The organism is Staphylococcus borealis, from assembly GCF_001224225.1.
In the GTDB taxonomy this organism is placed as follows: domain Bacteria; phylum Bacillota; class Bacilli; order Staphylococcales; family Staphylococcaceae; genus Staphylococcus; species Staphylococcus borealis.
Map to the genome: position 1 here is coordinate 224,267 of NZ_CUEE01000005.1, position 18,234 is coordinate 242,500.

16 protein-coding genes and 3 pseudogenes are annotated in these 18,234 nt (G+C 30.1%); 11 read left to right on the top strand and 8 right to left on the bottom strand.

The genetic code is table 11. The features are described 5' to 3' along the window. Window positions 1–6: 6 nt before the first annotated feature. Window positions 7–1,320, bottom strand: coding sequence for a PrsW family glutamic-type intramembrane protease (locus tag AK212_RS08070; protein ID WP_053030200.1), 1,314 nt, complete (start codon window positions 1,318–1,320; stop codon window positions 7–9). Window positions 1,321–1,529: 209 nt separating this feature from the next. Here AK212_RS08070 and AK212_RS08075 point away from each other — a divergent pair, with 209 nt between their 5' ends. Next, entirely contained in the window at window positions 1,530–2,048 is a 519-nt protein-coding gene (locus tag AK212_RS08075; RefSeq protein WP_053030201.1) for a hypothetical protein, read from the top strand. Between the two features lie 51 nt (window positions 2,049–2,099). Here AK212_RS08075 and AK212_RS08080 read toward each other — a convergent pair. The 3 genes and pseudogenes from AK212_RS08080 to AK212_RS08090 all read right to left on the bottom strand — a co-directional run. Beyond that, window positions 2,100–2,444, bottom strand: a pseudogene (locus AK212_RS08080) (aldo/keto reductase); the annotation flags it as partial. A 286-nt stretch (window positions 2,445–2,730) separates the two neighbouring features. After that, entirely contained in the window at window positions 2,731–3,981 is a 1,251-nt protein-coding gene (locus tag AK212_RS08085) for an FAD-dependent monooxygenase (RefSeq protein ID WP_053030202.1), read from the bottom strand. Between the two features lie 123 nt (window positions 3,982–4,104). Further along, on the bottom strand, window positions 4,105–4,710 hold the full coding sequence (locus tag AK212_RS08090) for a TetR/AcrR family transcriptional regulator (protein WP_053030203.1): 606 nt from the start codon (window positions 4,708–4,710) through the stop codon (window positions 4,105–4,107). A 164-nt stretch (window positions 4,711–4,874) separates the two neighbouring features. Between AK212_RS08090 and AK212_RS08095 the strand changes: the two genes are divergently transcribed. The 3 genes from AK212_RS08095 to AK212_RS08105 all read left to right on the top strand — a co-directional run bounded on the left by AK212_RS08095 (window position 4,875) and on the right by AK212_RS08105 (window position 7,856). Then, window positions 4,875–6,131, top strand: coding sequence for a YhgE/Pip domain-containing protein (locus AK212_RS08095; protein ID WP_053030204.1), 1,257 nt, complete (start codon window positions 4,875–4,877; stop codon window positions 6,129–6,131). 407 nt (window positions 6,132–6,538) lie between these two features. Then, the gene (locus tag AK212_RS08100; protein ID WP_053030205.1) at window positions 6,539–7,192 is read left to right on the top strand and encodes an HXXEE domain-containing protein; all 654 of its coding nucleotides are present in this window, start codon (window positions 6,539–6,541) and stop codon (window positions 7,190–7,192) included. 16 nt (window positions 7,193–7,208) lie between these two features. After that, entirely contained in the window at window positions 7,209–7,856 is a 648-nt protein-coding gene (locus AK212_RS08105) for a TetR/AcrR family transcriptional regulator (protein WP_053030206.1), read from the top strand. 121 nt (window positions 7,857–7,977) lie between these two features. On the opposite strand, the gene AK212_RS08110 is transcribed toward AK212_RS08105, so the two are convergent. After that, window positions 7,978–8,853, bottom strand: a complete 876-nt coding sequence (locus tag AK212_RS08110; protein ID WP_053030207.1) for a LysR family transcriptional regulator — start codon at window positions 8,851–8,853, stop codon at window positions 7,978–7,980. Window positions 8,854–8,962: 109 nt separating this feature from the next. Between AK212_RS08110 and AK212_RS08115 the strand changes: the two genes are divergently transcribed. Then, a complete protein-coding gene (locus AK212_RS08115; protein ID WP_053030208.1) occupies window positions 8,963–9,532 on the top strand; it encodes a LysE family translocator in 570 nt (189 codons plus the stop codon). Window positions 9,533–9,552: 20 nt separating this feature from the next. Here the strand turns inward: AK212_RS08115 and AK212_RS08120 are convergent, their stop codons facing one another. Then, window positions 9,553–10,356: a Cof-type HAD-IIB family hydrolase gene (locus AK212_RS08120; RefSeq protein ID WP_053030209.1), complete on the bottom strand. Its 804-nt coding sequence runs from the start codon at window positions 10,354–10,356 to the stop codon at window positions 9,553–9,555. A gap of 142 nt (window positions 10,357–10,498) precedes the next feature. Between AK212_RS08120 and AK212_RS08125 the strand changes: the two genes are divergently transcribed. Beyond that, window positions 10,499–10,990: a peptide-methionine (S)-S-oxide reductase gene (locus AK212_RS08125; protein ID WP_053030210.1), complete on the top strand. Its 492-nt coding sequence runs from the start codon at window positions 10,499–10,501 to the stop codon at window positions 10,988–10,990. A 124-nt stretch (window positions 10,991–11,114) separates the two neighbouring features. Here AK212_RS08125 and AK212_RS08130 read toward each other — a convergent pair whose 3' ends face one another. Then, window positions 11,115–12,521, bottom strand: a complete 1,407-nt coding sequence (locus AK212_RS08130; RefSeq protein ID WP_053030211.1) for a glycosyltransferase family 2 protein — start codon at window positions 12,519–12,521, stop codon at window positions 11,115–11,117. Window positions 12,522–13,067: 546 nt separating this feature from the next. On the opposite strand from AK212_RS08130, the gene AK212_RS08135 reads away from it, so the two are divergent. The 4 genes and pseudogenes from AK212_RS08135 to AK212_RS13065 form a co-directional block, all read left to right on the top strand. Continuing rightward, complete coding sequence (locus tag AK212_RS08135) at window positions 13,068–13,577, top strand: hypothetical protein (protein WP_053030212.1); 510 nt, start codon at window positions 13,068–13,070, stop codon at window positions 13,575–13,577. A gap of 30 nt (window positions 13,578–13,607) precedes the next feature. Beyond that, entirely contained in the window at window positions 13,608–14,129 is a 522-nt protein-coding gene (locus AK212_RS08140) for a hypothetical protein (protein ID WP_053030213.1), read from the top strand. A 374-nt stretch (window positions 14,130–14,503) separates the two neighbouring features. Next, a complete protein-coding gene (locus AK212_RS08145) occupies window positions 14,504–16,072 on the top strand; it encodes a Vga family ABC-F type ribosomal protection protein (protein ID WP_053030214.1) in 1,569 nt (522 codons plus the stop codon). Window positions 16,073–16,105: 33 nt separating this feature from the next. After that, window positions 16,106–16,318: pseudogene (locus AK212_RS13065) on the top strand (peptide-methionine (S)-S-oxide reductase); the annotation flags it as partial. A 222-nt stretch (window positions 16,319–16,540) separates the two neighbouring features. Here the strand turns inward: AK212_RS13065 and AK212_RS08150 are convergent. Continuing rightward, window positions 16,541–17,323 (bottom strand): hypothetical protein, encoded by a 783-nt coding sequence (locus AK212_RS08150; RefSeq protein WP_053030215.1) that lies wholly within the window; start codon window positions 17,321–17,323, stop codon window positions 16,541–16,543. Between the two features lie 592 nt (window positions 17,324–17,915). On the opposite strand from AK212_RS08150, the pseudogene AK212_RS08155 reads away from it, so the two are divergent. After that, window positions 17,916–18,234, top strand: a pseudogene (locus tag AK212_RS08155) (LLM class flavin-dependent oxidoreductase); the annotation flags it as partial.

The following is an 18,234-nucleotide window of genomic DNA, read 5'->3' on the forward strand; positions in this document are numbered from 1 at the left end:
TTAGCACTATCTTCCTTCCATTTCTAGATAATCATTTTGAATTTGGTTTACTTGATTAAGCCCAGATTTCATTAATATAAATACAAAAATCCATGCAATAATGATTAGGAAAATCATTTTCAAATTACTACTACCTAAAACTGTTATATCTGTATCCCAAATACAATGGAGAATTACAGATACAAAAAAGAAAAATAGAAAACGTTTATCTAAAATATTAGCCCAGGTAAAATGACGCGCATCTTTAACAATAACTGCTGCCGCACCAATAATAGCCGCCCATACTAAATGACCACCAATTGCTGACCAACCTCTTAAAATAGTAATATCCATAATTTCAGTCAAATCTGGCGTACCAGTACTCAAAATCCCATAATTCAAGATATACCCTGCTGTTTCAAATACAGCAAAACCTGCGCCTATAGAAGCACCAATCAATAGACCATTTAGTATCTTGTTTGTTTTAAGATAGTTAATAAATAAGATAACTATAATGGCTTTACCAAGTTCTTCAACTAATCCTATTAAGAACGCGTCAGTAATCGTCATGATTCCATAAGTTTCTAATTCATCACTAAAAGAGACAAAATGATACAAAATAATCGTACTTAGTAGCGAGAACACCCCACCTATGAAAAACATTTTCAACACTTCAAAGAAACTAATATTCTGAAACGCATTAGATTCATAGAAAAATATCAGACCTGAAATAGGAACAATGAGTGCACCTATAAAGATCAATCCAGGTAACGCATTCGTATTCGCAAATGTATTAACTAAAATTAATAAGACCATAAAAGTGATACCTAAAGCTAAAAACACACGTGAAAAGACCCATGGCTTAGCCCATTCTTGTGATACATCTTTAATGTGTGGTGTCGTATTTCTCGTACCAGCAATAAAAATGTCATCAGATTCATGCTTAGCATGAGATTTGAATACTTCTGAAAACATATCTTTTAAATTTAAACTCAACACTTCTTCATTACCGGCGATTCTACCAATTGATTTCGTTGTATTATTAAATAAATTCTTTGCCTCATATGCTAAATTCATATTTTCTGTCATTTCGACTTGTTGATTGTTATGAATATAAGCCCCTTGCATTGTCTGTTTATCCGTATTTGTTAAATCATAGCCACAATTAGTACAGAACTTGTCACTCTCATCTACCATTTGATGACAAGTAGGACACGTTAAAGGCGTTAAGATGTCCTCTTGGTCCATGGCTTTCAAATTATCAGTCATTAAATCATGACCACAATGCTGGCAGAATTTATCATCACGATTAACATTACCACCACAAGCTAAACATTCCATTTAGTTGCACTCCTTATTTTTGATTATTATTAATACAAATATTTTAATTTATTTTTCGTCAAAATACTATTTGTTTTTAAAGAATTTCAAAATATTTATAATATATAATTAATAGGCGTTACTATATTGAAATATTTTTTAATTACAGTAGTCAAATATTTAATTAAAAGGTAAAATTAACTTATTATTTTCAAAATAAGGAGTATTATATGCAAAAAATTATTAACATATTAATTATTTCAATTCTATCCGTTATTCTAATTGGGCTAGTTGTATTCGGAGTGAGCTTTGGTAAAGATATCTTAACTAACGATAATACAAAAGCACATAGTGAAAATAAAAATCAGAACAATGATAATAAATCTAAAAAAGAACAGAAAAAAGAAGAAAAACAAGATGATGAAACGATGCAAACAAACATCAATAAATCAAATGTGAACGATACTACTGAACAAACTACCAACGCTCAAAGCGCATCTACTGGAGTAGTATCAAATACTAACGCAACACAAGCACAACAAGGAAGTGTAGCCCAACCAAATTCAGGCACTGCAACATCTATAGAACATCAAGGATATAAGATGAGTCAACAAGAACTAGATCATTTATCTAAAGCGGAACAAGAAGGAATTGGATATAATCCAAATAACCCTAGAGGCGACGTCGGTGGACCAGGTATGTCAGCAGCTCATGATGGTATTGGTAATGATGATGAAGATGTAGAATAATAACCATTAAAATTAAAGGCAGGGAACTAATGTGATGCAATACTCACATTAGTTCCCTGCCTTTTTATTGTAAGGTTGATGAATAAGTACTAAATCTATATAATCCAAATCAAGTCTTTGAAGTGAAAGTTCTACCGATTTTAGTGTATCTTCATAATTCACATTTTCTATCCAAACTTTTGTCGTAATAAATAGTTCTTTTCTATCAATACCAGAAGCTTTGATACCTTCTCCAACTTCTGTTTCATTTTGATAACTTTGCGCAGTATCAAAATGTCTATAGCCAACTTTAATTGCATTTTCAACCGCTTCTTTAGTTTCTTCTTGAGGAATTTGATACACACCAAAGCCTAACACTGGAATTTCAACGTCATTTTCTATTTTTAAAGTTTCCATTATTTTAACTCCCTAAATTTGATAATCTCACTATAAATTATGGCGTTAACTCTATAGCAAGCAATAAATTTAAAAATATTGATATGAATTTGTTTGTTGGTTAAATGTAGGCTGCAACTACTTAATAAACCTTCTGATTAATGATGCTGTTTTTATTACAATAATTACTCGACCTATTAAAATGAAACAGCTTTCGGAATTAATTTCTGATATAAAAAACAAAAATAGCAAAGCGTATTTACCATCGTAAATTGCTTCGCTATTTAAGTATTGGTCCTTATATATACTAAAGTTCTTTTGTAAGATCTGCATTTCGGGCTTTTATGGATGGTGTATACTTTAATAAATTACCCAACAGATTACTTTTCATTAATGTTCTTCTTAATTTAATACTGTTCTCTCTTTTTTGTACTTCTTTATCATTTATAGATACAAAATTTCTTCTGCCTGTTGTCGCACCTTGCTTTTGAAATTGTTTAACTTTAGGTCTTAATATATTTTCCCATTCATTTAACGCATACTCTATATTATCTGAGTGTTTTTGCAATGCTTTACCTAATAGATTAGCACCACCCAGTCCTAATGTTGCGCCCATTCCTGAATAAAGTGTTGGACACCATGCTGAGTCACCGACTAGTACGACACGACCTCGATGCCATGATGGCATTTTTACTTGGTCAGTTGTGCTAAATATGACGTTATCAGCTTGATCTAATTGCTCCAACGCAAATTCCATATATTTACCATAAGGTTTACCAAATACTTCTCTAATTCTTTCACGTGGATCTTTTTTTCTTTCCGCTTGTGGATTATCCGCTTTATACGTAAATAATATGGTTGCTGGATGATTTTTAAACGTAAATATAGTAAATGATTTATTAACTTCATGCAAAATAACGCCTTGATCTATTTTTAAATCAGGTGGGTTTTCAGTTAGTTGATACGCACAAATCATATAATCTAATTCTTTAATATATTGTTCATGTGGACCAAATGCTAATTCTCTTACTTTAGAAAACACCCCATCAGCACCTATAACAAGATCATAAGAACTTTCAGATTTCATATTAGTTTTAAGATTTTTAGTAGTCACTCTTACTTCAGATGAATTTTGCCAAATAGCATCTGGCACTGTATCATAAATTATTTCGATATCATTTGGCAACGCTTTATAGACAGCGTTCTCAATATCGCCACGCAACATCATCCACGGAGCAAAAGATCTCGGAATATCAGCAAATCCAAGCGTATAACCTGTTATACCATTTCTATCTATTGAAAAATTAACAGAAGTAGAACTACGTCTATCATGTAAGAATTGAAGTGCTCCTAAATCTTGAGCAGCATATCTACCAAGTCCAAATAGCGCCAAGAAATAGCCACCTTTACGCCGTTCTGAGGCTTTCTCAATGATGACAGGATCCCATCCTGCTTTTTTTAAAGCTATTGCTGAAGAAATACCACTAATACCTAAACCTACAATTAATACTTTTTTACTTTCGTTATTTGTTTTGTTATTTGAAACATTATTAGACATGTTACATTCCCCCTGTGTGTCTAATAATATTTACGAGTAACCTGTTATACAATAATCAAAAACCATCAATCTGTATGTTTAGTAACAAAAGAATAAAAAATGTTGCCAAAAGCACAAACAATCCTAAGATTTTTTTGATAGTTCTATGACTAATTGTTCTAATGGACCTGTGCTCATGAGTGTATATAGATGATGCATGATTTCTTCTTCTGGAATTCTTTCTGAATCTAATACCCAATATTTAATTGTAGTTATGATAGCTCCAGAAATGTAACTGTGAAAATATCTAAAAGGTATATGATTGATGGTCATTTTATTATTTAAAGCAATTAATAAGTTTTGTGAAATCGTATCTGCTAATTTTTCTTCTAATTTACTTTGCCTTTTTAGATTAAATAATACTTCATATAATTCAATATTATTTAAAACAATTTTAATGATGCTATTTGGTACATTATTGATAATCTTATTTAAATCACTAAACTCATTAATTTGTTGATTAGCTAATCTATCATAATCAATATTTGCTTTCATACGTTCAATTTCTTTATCTTCTAAATGGTTCAATAAATCGTATTTATCTAAATAGTATTTATAAAATGTAGCCCTATTAATATCCGCTTCATCCGCAATCTGTTGAATCGTTATTTCTTCTAAACTATATGTTTTTAAAAGTTGAATAAAGCCCTTCTCAATACTTGTAATTGTTCGTTTTACTCTACGATCCATAAAAATCACTCCTTATTTATTAGATAATGACAACATTTCAGATTATATTGTTGTTTAACATTCACATTTAAAGTTATTGATTATTGAATATCCTTATCTGCCTATTATAATAACAAATAGAATGATAAACAACATTGTGTTGTTTTATAAGGAGAGAAATTTTTATGAAAAAGAAATTAGTGTGGTTCATCCCCATTGCAATCGTATTAATATTAATGATTTTAGCGACAGCTTTTTATCCTGCATACAACCCGAAGCCAAAGGATGTACCAATGGCAATATTAAATAAAGATAAAGGTATTGAAGTTCAAGGTAATTCAACCAACATCGGTAAGAATCTAGCAGATAATTTGAAGAAAAGTGATAATAAAACGTTAAATTGGGAGTCCGTGAAAAATGAGAAAGACCTTAAGCAAGGACTAAAAGATAATAAATATATTGGCGCTATCGTCTTCGAGAAAGACTTTTCTAAAAATGCTATTAGTAATGCTCAAAGTAAAATTATGACTGAAAAACAACATGAGGTTAAAGAAAAAATCAAATCTGGTGAACTGTCACCACAACAAATTAAAGCAATGCAAGAAAAAACGGGTAATGGTGATCAAGAAATACCAAAACCAAAACAAGCTCACATAGAAACCATCATTAATCAAGGTAGTCATGCTCAAGTATCAAACATTGCTCAACAAGCATTAAGTAAAATTACAGAGAATCTTAATCATCAGATTAGTAAGCAAAATGTTGGGTTATTAGCAAAAAATCAAATAGATTTACCAAGTAAGCAATTTAATCAATTTATGAATCCGGTCAAAGTTGAAACTACAACTTTAAATGAAGTTAAAGATCACCAAGGTAATGGAAATGGTGCTTCAGCAATGTTTACACCAATATGGTTTGCAGCAATGATTACCGCAGTGCTATCATTCTTTGCCTTTAAAAACAGAGAAAAATTAACATCACATAAAGATAAATTATGGTTTACAAGTAAGGTTATCTTATCAGTAACAATAGCTGCTTTCGCTGGTGCATTTGTCTATGTCTACTACACAGGTGGAGTATTGAACTTTGATTTTAATCACCCATTAGATACAGCATTATTCATAGCAATTGCAATATTAGGATTTGCACTACTCATACTAGGACTAATGGTATGGATAGGCTTTGGTGCTATTCCAATATTTATTTTATATCTATTCTTCACAATTCAAGCAGTGATGTTGCCTAAAGTCATGTTGCCAAAATTCTATCAAGATTGGATTTTACCATGGAGCCCATTCTATCACTATGTAAATACTTTAAAAGAGTTACTATATACTAACTCTGGCTTAACTATGAGCGGCACAATATGGATGTTTATTGCATTTATAATATTTGGTTTAGTATCACTAATTTCTGCCGTTTATGTAAAAAAAGCTAGTTAACATGGTAATTGAGTAAATTTAGTTTTATTAATAGAATCTGTATGAAGCAAAAATTATATTATAAGACTACGTTGAAATTCGCAACAACTGACTATACTAGGCATTCTCTTAAATCAAGCTTTTCTTAGTTGTAATCACTTTTGTAAGCGAGACAATAACATGAGAGATTTCCAAAAAATTTTACAAGTAAAACAAGTTAGGGTGGGATGACGTATTCTAAATGAATTCTGTTCCACCCTTTATATATTATTGTTTATGTATCATATGTATGTATCATATGATTGTAGTTTTCTTTTTTTACTATTAGTACTTTTAATATATTTCGTAATCAATCCATTATTATTGACAAAAAAATATTATCTCATTATAGTGAGTAAGTAATCACTTACCAAAGAGGTGTAAACATTATGAATTTTATTCGAAATTACTGGTATTACTTCACAATTTTTATTTTCGTAGGGTTATCATTTTTCATGGGATTTTATGGCCATGCAAAACTAAGTTCAATTCAAATTATTCTAATGTATAGTTTGATGGCATTATCTATTCATCAATTTGAAGAATATGTTTTCCCAGGTGGCGGTTCACCTGTTATTAATAAAGCAACTTATAAAGAAGATGAAGACTACGACCATTATCCTGGTAATACTTTATCAATCTGCATAGTGAACATTAGCGCTTATTTATTTTATGTATTAGCAATTATTTTCCCTCAATTTATTTGGCTTGGATTAGCCACAATGTTATTCAATATAATGCAAGTATTGGGACATGGTATATCAATGAATAAAACTTTAAATACATGGTACAATCCGGGATTGTTTACAAGTGTTTCTCTTTTTGCACCTATAAGCATTTATTATATTATTTATATATACAATGAACACTTAATAAATATTTATACATGGATTGCTGCTATTATAACTTTCTTCATAATTTTAGTAGTCACTATTATTTTACCTGTCCAAACATTAAAAAATAGAAATACCAAATATGTCATTTCAGATTGGCAAATTGAACAATTTAAAAAAGTGACCACTTTTGCTCAAAGAAAATCATAATCAATAGGAGAAATTTATGGATTATACGAACGATATCAAAATTGACCTAGCACTCATTTTAAAGAATGAAAAAATTACTCCAGGAAAACAAAAGGTATTAATTTCAAGTATTAACTTATTTTCTAAATTTGGATTTAATGCTGTAAGTACTGCCGAAATAGCAAAAAATGCCGGTGTAAGTGAAGCGACGATATTTAAATATTTTAAAAATAAACGCGGTCTATTACTGGCTATAATTACTCCAATTTTTGAACATTGTCTTCCGTCTTATGAAAATATATTCGCTAATCAAATAGCGGAAAAAGAAAATTGTGATTTAAAAACTTTAGTACATCTCGTTGTAAATGATCGTACTCAGTTTTTAGAACAAAATAAAGATGTCATAACAATCATTTTAAGCCAAATTTTAATTGACGCTGAAATTAGAAATAATTTAATAAATTATTTAGAAAACAATCATGACGACAATGCATCTAAAATTTTTGAAATCTTCCATAATACTCAAGAACTGGCATCTGATATAAATTACAATTCTTTACTAAGAATTTTTATGGGACAATTACTGTTTAATTTCACACAAACATTTCTATTTAATGTTAAAGATAATCAACAAGAACAGTTAGTTTCGCAAATATACAGAGCATTAAAATCTGAAGAAAATTAAACTATAGTCTTTAATTAAGCTGTGAAATATATACTTGGTGTATCAGTCACAGCTAATTTTTTTGATGAAGATACAGTTTTTCTTATTTATCTAGCCTCATGATTAAGCAGACAACATCTTCTTAATCATGAGTTTTATTTACCTCATCAATAATAAGTTGATTTATATCTTTGTTCCAAGGATAGGGTTTTGTCAGTATATATGATCCTAACGTTTTGATAGAAAATGCTGTTTCGATGACTTTTAATTGTTGAGATTCTACCTCCTGTTTCACTGTACGGTAAGGTAAAAATGAAAATCCAATATTATCTAATAACAATGATTTAATGACGCCAATACTCCATAACTCTGTTGTTTTATGGATATCTAATTGGTAATCTCGCACAATTTGTTCAAACATGTTTCGATATACTGATCCTTTTTCATTAATCACAAAATGATTGTATTGCTTCTGCTTTAACAATTCATCAAAATGGTCTGGCGCCTCTGCATGCGCAACGACGACAATATTCTCTTCACAAATCAATGTGGCATTTAATTTGTCATGATGTACGCCGTCATTTAAGACAAAAGCTATATCCACTTCATCCTCAAGTAATTTTTGATGATTCATACTGCAACTATTATTTTGAAGATTAATATCGATATGAGGATAGTAATTAATGATATTTTTAATCACTTCACTCAACCCCGTCAGCATTAATGATTCAGGTGCTGCTATTCTTATCGTACGCATCAAATTATTATGCTCAGACACTTGTTTAATCCGTTGCGATGCATCATAAATTTGATTAATCATCGGTAGGATATCCTTTAGAAATGGTGTCGGAAGTAATTGTTTATGATTATAATCAAACAACTTTTGGTTTAACGTTTTTTCTAATAGTTGAACTTGCTGAGTCACATTGGATTGCGTGTAATTCAGTAATTCAGCCGTCTTAGTATAGCTCCCTGTTTCTAATAACGTCTTAATAATTTTTACTTGTCTCATTTCCATGATGTAACCTCCCCTATGTATTACTTATATTAATTCATCTATTATTAACATTAATTTTACTTATATACATATCCTTACTATAATAGCACAGAAAAGGTAGGCGAATAATGTGTTTTCTTTCTTAATCTATGTCTTTGTAACTTCAATCACACCTGGTCCAAGCAATTTATTTATGATGAACACGACAAGAATATATGGATTACGTGGCGGTAAGTCTTTTATAACAGGTATTCTTTCTGGATTTGCTTTTCTAGGCTTAGTGTCCTACATTGCCATACTTCTATTTAGCCAGTGGATTACTTATATCGAGACACCCCTTAAATTCTTAGGATTTGTGTATTTAATTTATCTAGCTTATAAAATTTTAACTTCTACTAATAAAGGAACCACTTCCAATGCCTATCACAGCTTTAAAAGTGGTTTTATTCTTCAAGTATTAAACATGAAGTCATTATTATTTTTTATTACGTTGATTGGTGCGTTTATCATACCGTCAGTCACTGGTTCAACATCAATTCTAATCTATTTAATGATCAGTGTATTCATAGGTTGGGCTTGTCTCTTAGTTTGGGCATTTGCCGGTAGTGTATTTAATGACTGGTTAAACAAACATCAAACTTCTTTTAATATCATCATGGCATTATTACTTTTATATTCAGCTATTTCAATATTCTTTTAAAATAATTCGCCATAAAGTAATTACTTATCTTCATTTCCAAGTAATGTATTCAAAGTTTCGATGACGCCGTCTCTATCGTTATTAATAGCAATCAAATTAGCATTACGTTTTAGTTCCGGATAAGCGTTGTCCATTGCAACTTTATATCGTGCAGTTTCAAATAAGGGGATATCGTTTAGGCCATCGCCAAATACAATGGTTTCTTCGCTACTGATATTTAATAATTGTTGTAGAAAGCGAATCGTTTTTCCTTTATCGACATCTTTGTGTGTAATGTCTATCCAATTCTCTTCTGCAGCAACGATATAGAGATCATCCTCATATTTGTTTAAACCTTTAACATGTTCAAAGCACTGACCTTGTATGTCAAAAATCGTAATTTTTAGCATATCTTGATCTATCATATTTAAGTCTTCCACAAAAGTTACTTTCTCATATGAACCTAGAACCATTTGTCTCTCTTTTTCGGAAATATGATTTTCCGCATAAGCCATACCTTCAGTACAAACAATCATTACTAAATGCTCATCAATGTGCTTAATGCGCTTGATTAACTGTAGGCCAAGTTGATTACTAAATGTCTTCGCATAAATGTTCATATCATTGATTTTAATTCGAGATGCGCTATCCCCAATGATAAACACATCTTGCGTCAAATCTCCCACAATCGCATCCACGCGTTCATTTTGCTTTCCCGTGCAAAAAGCAAAGCGAATACCCTTATCCTTTAATTCCGATAGTAAACTTTGAAACTTCTCACGATTGAAAGTACTCTCTGAATTTAAAAACGTCCCATCCATATCAGTAACGACTAGCTTAAACATTGTAATCCCCCTTTTATTTACTATATTTCCCTAAAATATCAACATGCTTTTGACGCAATCATACCCCTTCTGATTTGAATAAACAAATCTAATTCGTTATTATTTTAAATGAGAAAGATTATCAATTAAAGGAGTGGAACTTATGGAAACCGTTTATTTAGCTGGAGGTTGTTTATACGGCGTAGAAGCATATATTCGCACACTGCCTGGCGTTATCAATACGACTAGTGGAAGAGCAAACGGCATTACGAATACTTTAGATGGAGAATACGATGGTTACGTAGAAGCTGTTAAAACAGAATTTGATCCTGACAAAGTATCAGCTACTGACTTAATGGGCTATTTATTCGAAATCATAGATCCTTATAGCGTTCATCAACAAGGTCAAGATATTGGTTTAAAATATAGAACTGGGTTATATAGTGAAGATCCTAAACACCTTAAAGAAGCACAAGCATTTATTGATGCGATTGAAGATCATCATCTTATAGCGACCGAAGTCTTACCGCTCACTAATTACGTTAAAAGTGCTGAAATGCATCAAAATCGATTAGAACGCTACCCTGACGATTACTGTCACCTACCTAAAAGTTTAGTATATAAATATAAAAATACTGAAAGTAAATCATTGTAGATGTCATAAACTCAAATTATCCATCACATATACAAATACGCTTAGATACAATTATCTGTACCTAAGCGTATATTTTTGTCTAATGTTATTGACTGTTTTAATATAATTAAGTTTTAACTTTTAATTACTTCTTAATATATCCTAAATTACCACCAACTGTTTCATAAAAGTCAAAACGCATGCCGGATTTAATGACTGAACCATTTAAGTCTTTGTCATAAACTGTAAGTGCCAATTTCCCTTTAGGTAAGTGATCTGTTTTAAACTGAACGCTATATTCTCCAGATTTGAAACGACTTTTCTTAATATCTATTACAATAAACTGAGTTGGGTCTTTTCGATTTTTAACTTCAAGATATTTTAAATCTGCATTTTTAGAAAGTAATTTTAAGAAAATCTTATCATGCACTTGCTCGATTTTTAGCAATGTAGGGTGCATTCTTTTTTTATAATGTTTCCCTTTAAATGAGTAATAATAGATATCATTTTTCTCATGGAGCGGCTTTTCATCTTTTTTAAGGTAAAAGTTAACGAAATTTAAAATGGCTTCTTTATCACCTTTACGTATTAATTCTATTGCTCGGCGATTTAAATCATCATCTACATAATCTAAAGGATTGAAATTCTCTTCTATCATTTGAATAATATTTTGGAAAATCGGCAACAATTCATCTATGTTATTAATAAAACGTTTTTTATAAAATTTAGCTTCTAAAATATCTTTATTAATAATACGGTATAGTAAATTAGGCATTAACTTATTATGTTTATATTTATTCATTAAATGTTTATAAGCTTCGCCTTGCCATTTCATTCGGTTAATATTTGTAGAACTTTCTGATTTAACTAAAGACATATTATCATCATATCGATTAGCACAATAAACAACATCTTGCGTCGTACTAATGCGTTTCGTATTGAAGAATACTTCAGCAAAGAATTGTAAATCTTCTCCGAAAATCATTTCTGGAAATTGAATATGATTCTTTTTAATGACACTTGCTTTAATCATACGACCAGCAGGTGCTAAATGATAAAACGATTTTCTAAAATATTTTAAATCTGCTTTGTTATATGCAAGTTTAGATAGCGCCACGCCACTTCTAGCTATACGGTCACTGTGCACATATTTTGTTAAACCAGTAGCATAGTCTGTCTTATTTGTTTTTAAAAGTGTATATAGCTTTTTCAAAGCATCCTCTGGTAACCAATCATCACCATCTATAAAAATAATATATTTCCCTTTGCTTAATTCAATAGATAAATTACGTGGTTTAGCTGGCGTACCTGAATTGGCATCTAATTGAACAAACTTATAATTAGCAAAGTCTTCTATTTTTTGACTCACAATATCGAAAGTTTGATCAGTTGAACAATCGTCCACCACAATCACTTCGAAATCTTTCATATTCATTGTTTGTTTCAAAACACTATCTAATGTTGTACCAATAAACTTTTCTTTATTATAGGTACTTATTAGTACACTTACCTTAGGCCTGTGATTAATTTCTTTATTTTTTATAATCTTCATTTCTATTCCCCTTTGATTAATCGTTATTTTGTTTATGTAACGTATTCAATATTCTTAAATAATCATAAAGTTTCAAAACATCGTTTATGAAGGTAATCACATAATGGATGTATTCCATCTGTTAACTCATTATCATGAGAAATCACGTGTTACCAATAACAACGATGACCCTTATATCCCATTTAGTTTTGAATTATCAGTTGAACACACACTTCACCGGGATGTGATAATAACATGTGTTCATACTATTAAATTACTTTATTATATATGACACAATACAAATAATAATTTGATTTCTAGTTTTAGTCAATAATATATAATAAAATTAACTTTATTTATAGTATATTTTATATTAATATATTTTTACTTAACCAAAATAATGGCAGACTAGTTATTTGTATCGTCACCTTAATTAGTAGCGATATGACGAATCAAAAGGCGTAACACGATACAAATTTAATTTTAAAAAATCAAAAATATAGTAGATAATTCAATAATTAAAAGATAAAATTTAATTGTTGAATTCATAAATTAAAGGAGTCTAGTATGCAAAAAATTATAAATATATTAATTATTGCTATTCTATCGGTCATTCTCATAGGGTTAATCGTATTCGGTGTAAGTTTTGGTAAGGATATCTTAACTCATGATGACTCTCTAGCAAGTAATAAAGATGAAAATCATAGCAAAATACAGAACGAAGCAAATCATAATGAAAGTAATGATAACAATTCTTCTAATGAAGTAAATCAAAATAATACATCGCAATCAAATAATAATTCAGAAAATCAAACTTCTGAAAATCTAAGCCAATCTACTGACAGTTATAACAATGATAACGATGATACTAACAAAATGAGAGTTAATCGAAGTAATGTATTTGATTATCTTAAAAATGAATTAGGCGCAGAAAGTTTTAAAAACTTAAGATATGAAGAACCAGTATATAATTACGAAAAAAATTGCTGGGAAATTTTGGCTACCAATAAATCAGTCGGTAATCAATTAATGTATTACGTTCATCAAGATGGTGGAATTGATGTGCAAATGCAATAAGATAAAATCAATAATAATTAGGAGTAAAATATGCAAAAAATTATAAATATATTAATTATTGCTATTCTATCGGTCATTCTCATAGGGTTAATCGTATTCGGTGTAAGTTTTGGTAAGGATATCTTAACTAAAGAGAATACAAAAACAGAAAGCGCAGCTAAAAATAAAGAAAGTAAGAAGGATAAAAAAGAAAATATAGAAACCGAAAACTCACAAGAAATTAATACTGACTATCAAAATAATCAACAAAATAATACTTCAGATGAAACAGCAATTAATGATAATCAATCAAATACAGCAAATAATGTTACAACAAATGAAGTCAGAACCAACGAAAATGGTGAGGTCATACATAAAACAAAGCATGGGATTGATTACATTGGTGAGTTTAATTCTCCACAAGAAGAAGCTGAATTTGAAAAAGGCGTAATGTCTCAATCAGGTGGTGGCTATACACCAGATGAATATAAAACAGATTATGAGAAACAAAAAGAGGTATATGAACAAGCAGCCCGAGGAGAAATTGAAGAGCCTGGTGCTAGAGTACATTAGCAATCAGTCAAATTACACTATTCATTTCAATAAACCAATGAATAAAACGCTCTACATAAAAACTTATTACTTTATCAAATAGTTGATCTACACTTTTGACTTTCACAACGCTATCCTATACGCTTAACTTAATTAAATGAAAAGGGTGAACAGATTACATGATTAAATAATTCTATTTTGAAGCTAAGACAATGAAGGCTTTTACTTTACATGCGTACTTTATTTGTAATGCCTTTTATTGTTATTTTCAGGATAGGATTATATACATGTAGTTTAACTTTAAGACTTTTTAAAGTATGCCTACGTAGACGTATGTCTCCTATTCTGAATGGAATAGGAGACATTTTTTATTAATAATAAGGAGATGAAGCTTTATGAAGATATTGCTAGATGCTCATAATATAAAACAGTATGTTCGAGACCGTATGCTATTGAATATAGCGCAGCTACATGTTTATCAAAATGATCGTATTGGTTTAGTTGGAGAGAACGGTAGTGGAAAAACAACGTTACTTCACATATTGAACCAAGATTTAACACCTGAAGAAGGTTTTGTAACTCAATTTGCTAAAACTGAACTTATTCCTCAATTAAAAAAAACCGATACGACAAATAGTGGTGGGGAAGTAACACAGATGTATATTTATAGGTCTCTTGATAAGAAATCAGAATTGTTACTCGCTGATGAACCTACAACTAATCTTGATACAAATTCTATAGAAAATTTAGAGCAACAATTGAATGCTTGGCAAGGAGCTTTTATTGTAGTATCACATGATCGTGAATTTCTTGATCATGTTTGTACATCTATATGGGAAATTAGAAATGGCGAGATAATACAATATTCAGGGAACTATAGTAAATATCTTCAACAAAAAGAAGTAGAACATCGTCAAGAACAGTTAGCATATGAAAAATATAAAAACGAAAAAAAGCAATTAGAAGAAGCTATAAAACTAAAAGAAATGAAAGCTCAACAGGCTACAAAAAAACCTCAGCACTTATCTTCATCTGAAGCAAGAATAAAAGGAGTAAAGACGTATTACTCTAATAAACAAAAGAAGCTAAGAAAAACAGTAAAGTCTTTAGAAACTAGACTCGATAAACTAAATATGGTAGAGAAGACTAAAGAACTCCCCCATATTAAAATGGATATATTAAACTCGAATACATTTAAACATAGAACTATTTTTCGTATTGAAAATCTTTCGGGTGCAATTAAAGATCGTCTACTGTGGAATTCAACTAGTTTCAATATTTATGGTGGTGATAAGCTTGCAATTACTGGTTCTAACGGTGTAGGTAAAACGACGCTTCTTAAAAAAATTGTTGAAAATCAATCAGGAGTCACTATTTCTCCATCCGTAAAAATGGGTTACTTCAGTCAAAATCTAGACATATTAGAATTAGATAAAACTATTTTAGAAAATGTTCAATCTTCTTCTAGTCAAAATGAAACATTAATTCGAACTGTTTTAGCCAGAATGCATTTTTTCAAAGATGATGTTCATAAATCTGCAAATGTCTTAAGTGGTGGAGAACGTGTAAAGTTGGCTTTAACTAAAGTATTTTTAAGTGATGTTAATGTACTCGTGCTAGATGAACCAACAAACTTTCTAGATACGAATGCTATTGAAGCATTTGAATCTTTATTAGAAGCGTATGAAGGCAGTGTTATTTTTGTTTCACATGATCGTAAATTTATAGATAAAATAGCTACTCGAATCATTACAATTCATAATAAAGAAATAAGTCTATTTGAAGGAACGTATGATGAATTAAAAGAAAAACGAAAAACAGCTGAAGATACAATAGAAAATGACAAACTTCTAATCGATATGAAAATTACCGAAGTAATCAGTCGGTTAAGTGTCGATCCCTCAGAAGAATTAGAAAAGGAATATCAAAACTTAATAAGAAAAAAGAGAGAACTAGATGATTAAGCACTTATAATTTTTTATCTTTCATAGAACCGGTTATATAGTGAAAATCCAAATTATCTTAAAGAAACACAAGCATTTATTGACGCTATTGAAGAACACCACCTTATAGCGACCGAAGTCTTACCGCTCACTAATTACGTTAAAAGTGCTGAAATGCATCAAAACCGATTAGAACGCTACCCTGATGACTACTGTCACCTACCTAAAAGTTTAGTATATAAATGTAAAAATACTGAAAATAAATAATTGTAGATGTCGTAAGCTCAAAATATGACTCACACATACAAATACGCTTAGATACAATTTATTTGTACCTAAGCGTATTTTTGAATTGGAATTAATGATTAATTTTTTTAATAAAAGTTGCATTAATAATGTGAAAAATTGTATGCATTTGGATCAATATCTTAGAAAAGAAAGTCATTCTTTAACGCTATCCCAAATCCCCCCATATTATCAATATTCAATTTACTGTGTTTGCTTATTTATAATGCATTGTAAATATATTGCTATTAATATTTCTTTCTTAACTCTAGTACTGTGAATTTGTATATCGTGTTTTTCTCCACGTTTTTTAGTTCGTTTACTTTTTGAAACATCTAAAAAACTGCGCTTTGCAGTTAGTAATGTTTCACTTTCCGATGTGATTGTAGTTTCATTACTAAAAAATGGGTTACTTACATCAAATACCTCAGATTTATAATTAAATGTATAGGCAATCTGTTGCTTTCCTCCGCTTTTGAAGAATTTTTTCATTTCGAGTGTGCCTACTTCTTCACTATTCAAATGGATAGTATATTGGTGTCTATTAGCAACAACATTCTTCCGAATTACTTTCACATTATTATTATGAGAAGTCATGTGCAGACTATATTTTGTTTGAACACCAAAAATACTCATTAGTTTATGTAGCGTGTTATCGAAAACAGGTTTATAAGTCATTGTTTCATTTCCGTATATAACATTACTTTGATTCTCAATGATGTATAAAGGGATTTGCACAAAGAACTCCCCGTCTTTAAACTTTTCATTATTACCGGAATTTATACTAGTTAGAGAATTCGTTTTTTGTAGATATTTTCTATAGAATAAAATACCTATTATAATGATCGTAATAATTCCCCATAATAGCCACGTACTCCATAGTGGAACTTTAAATAATTGTGTTTTCCCTATAATCACTAAGAACGTGTTTATTAAATTAAATACTAGGAGTACTAGCCATATTAATGCCTCACGAAACATAGTCATTAACAATTTCTCCTTTATCTAATGAATTATTTCATAATATATACTACGCAACCTATTTTTTAGTTTTATTTATGGTACGCTTCTGCGTATCGGTTAATGTTGCGGTTTTTAATTAACGTCTTTTTGTTATAAGTCTTAAAGAATATTAAAAAACAACATTATTTTCCTTAACTGAAACGAAAGAACGACAAATTCCATACTATTACATTGGAATTTGTCGTTCGTTTATTTGTTATAAGCATACAAGAACGATTCATTCTGGAAATTTATATCAAATATTTGCGTATGTAAAAAATGAAGCATTTCAATTAAAATCGAAACAGATAAATGTTGCGGGGATATTACTGTATGCGAAAACGAATGAACAACTTGTACCTGATAATACGTTTCAGATGAGTGGTAATACGATTAGTGTCAAAACATTGGATTTAAATCAAGATTTTATTCATATTGCTAAACAACTAGATGATATTGTATATAATTATTTTAAGATATAAAATAGTTAGCAGATATTGTAAAATTTCAACAATTCATATACGATATATGCAAATTAAAATGACAGTTTTGACTTATAACAAAGGAGTTAATGACAATGAAACACATGCATTTATCTGCTTTAGCTTATAGTACAGGTCTACATCCTGCCTCTTGGAGACTACCACATTCATATGTTGAAGAAGTTGGAGATATTGATTTTCAAATTAAGTTAGCGAAATTAGCCGAAAAAGGTAAACTAGATGCATTCTTCTTAGGTGATGGTCAATATATTTCTGGAGAAGAAACGGGACATATTTCTTATTATTTTGAACCACTAACGGCGCTTGCTGCCATTTCACGTGAAACACATTCAATTGGTTTAATAGGTACCATTTCTTCTTCTTTTTATGAACCTTATCTTGCAGCACGTATGC

Excerpts from the sequence above, each read along its gene's own strand:
- AK212_RS08145 (WP_053030214.1), top strand. The coding sequence starts at position 14,504 with ATGAAGATATTGCTAGATGCTCATAATATAAAACAGTATGTTCGAGAC.
- AK212_RS08135 (WP_053030212.1), top strand. The coding sequence starts at position 13,068 with ATGCAAAAAATTATAAATATATTAATTATTGCTATTCTATCGGTCATT.
- AK212_RS08130 (WP_053030211.1), bottom strand. The coding sequence starts at position 12,521 with ATGAAGATTATAAAAAATAAAGAAATTAATCACAGGCCTAAGGTAAGT.
- AK212_RS08120 (WP_053030209.1), bottom strand. The coding sequence starts at position 10,356 with ATGTTTAAGCTAGTCGTTACTGATATGGATGGGACGTTTTTAAATTCA.
- AK212_RS08105 (WP_053030206.1), top strand. The coding sequence starts at position 7,209 with ATGGATTATACGAACGATATCAAAATTGACCTAGCACTCATTTTAAAG.
- AK212_RS08110 (WP_053030207.1), bottom strand. The coding sequence starts at position 8,853 with ATGGAAATGAGACAAGTAAAAATTATTAAGACGTTATTAGAAACAGGG.
- AK212_RS08140 (WP_053030213.1), top strand. The coding sequence starts at position 13,608 with ATGCAAAAAATTATAAATATATTAATTATTGCTATTCTATCGGTCATT.
- AK212_RS08085 (WP_053030202.1), bottom strand. The coding sequence starts at position 3,981 with ATGTCTAATAATGTTTCAAATAACAAAACAAATAACGAAAGTAAAAAA.
- AK212_RS08070 (WP_053030200.1), bottom strand. The coding sequence starts at position 1,320 with ATGGAATGTTTAGCTTGTGGTGGTAATGTTAATCGTGATGATAAATTC.
- AK212_RS08075 (WP_053030201.1), top strand. The coding sequence starts at position 1,530 with ATGCAAAAAATTATTAACATATTAATTATTTCAATTCTATCCGTTATT.
- AK212_RS08095 (WP_053030204.1), top strand. The coding sequence starts at position 4,875 with ATGAAAAAGAAATTAGTGTGGTTCATCCCCATTGCAATCGTATTAATA.
- AK212_RS08125 (WP_053030210.1), top strand. The coding sequence starts at position 10,499 with ATGGAAACCGTTTATTTAGCTGGAGGTTGTTTATACGGCGTAGAAGCA.
- AK212_RS08100 (WP_053030205.1), top strand. The coding sequence starts at position 6,539 with ATGAATTTTATTCGAAATTACTGGTATTACTTCACAATTTTTATTTTC.
- AK212_RS08090 (WP_053030203.1), bottom strand. The coding sequence starts at position 4,710 with ATGGATCGTAGAGTAAAACGAACAATTACAAGTATTGAGAAGGGCTTT.
- AK212_RS08150 (WP_053030215.1), bottom strand. The coding sequence starts at position 17,323 with ATGACTATGTTTCGTGAGGCATTAATATGGCTAGTACTCCTAGTATTT.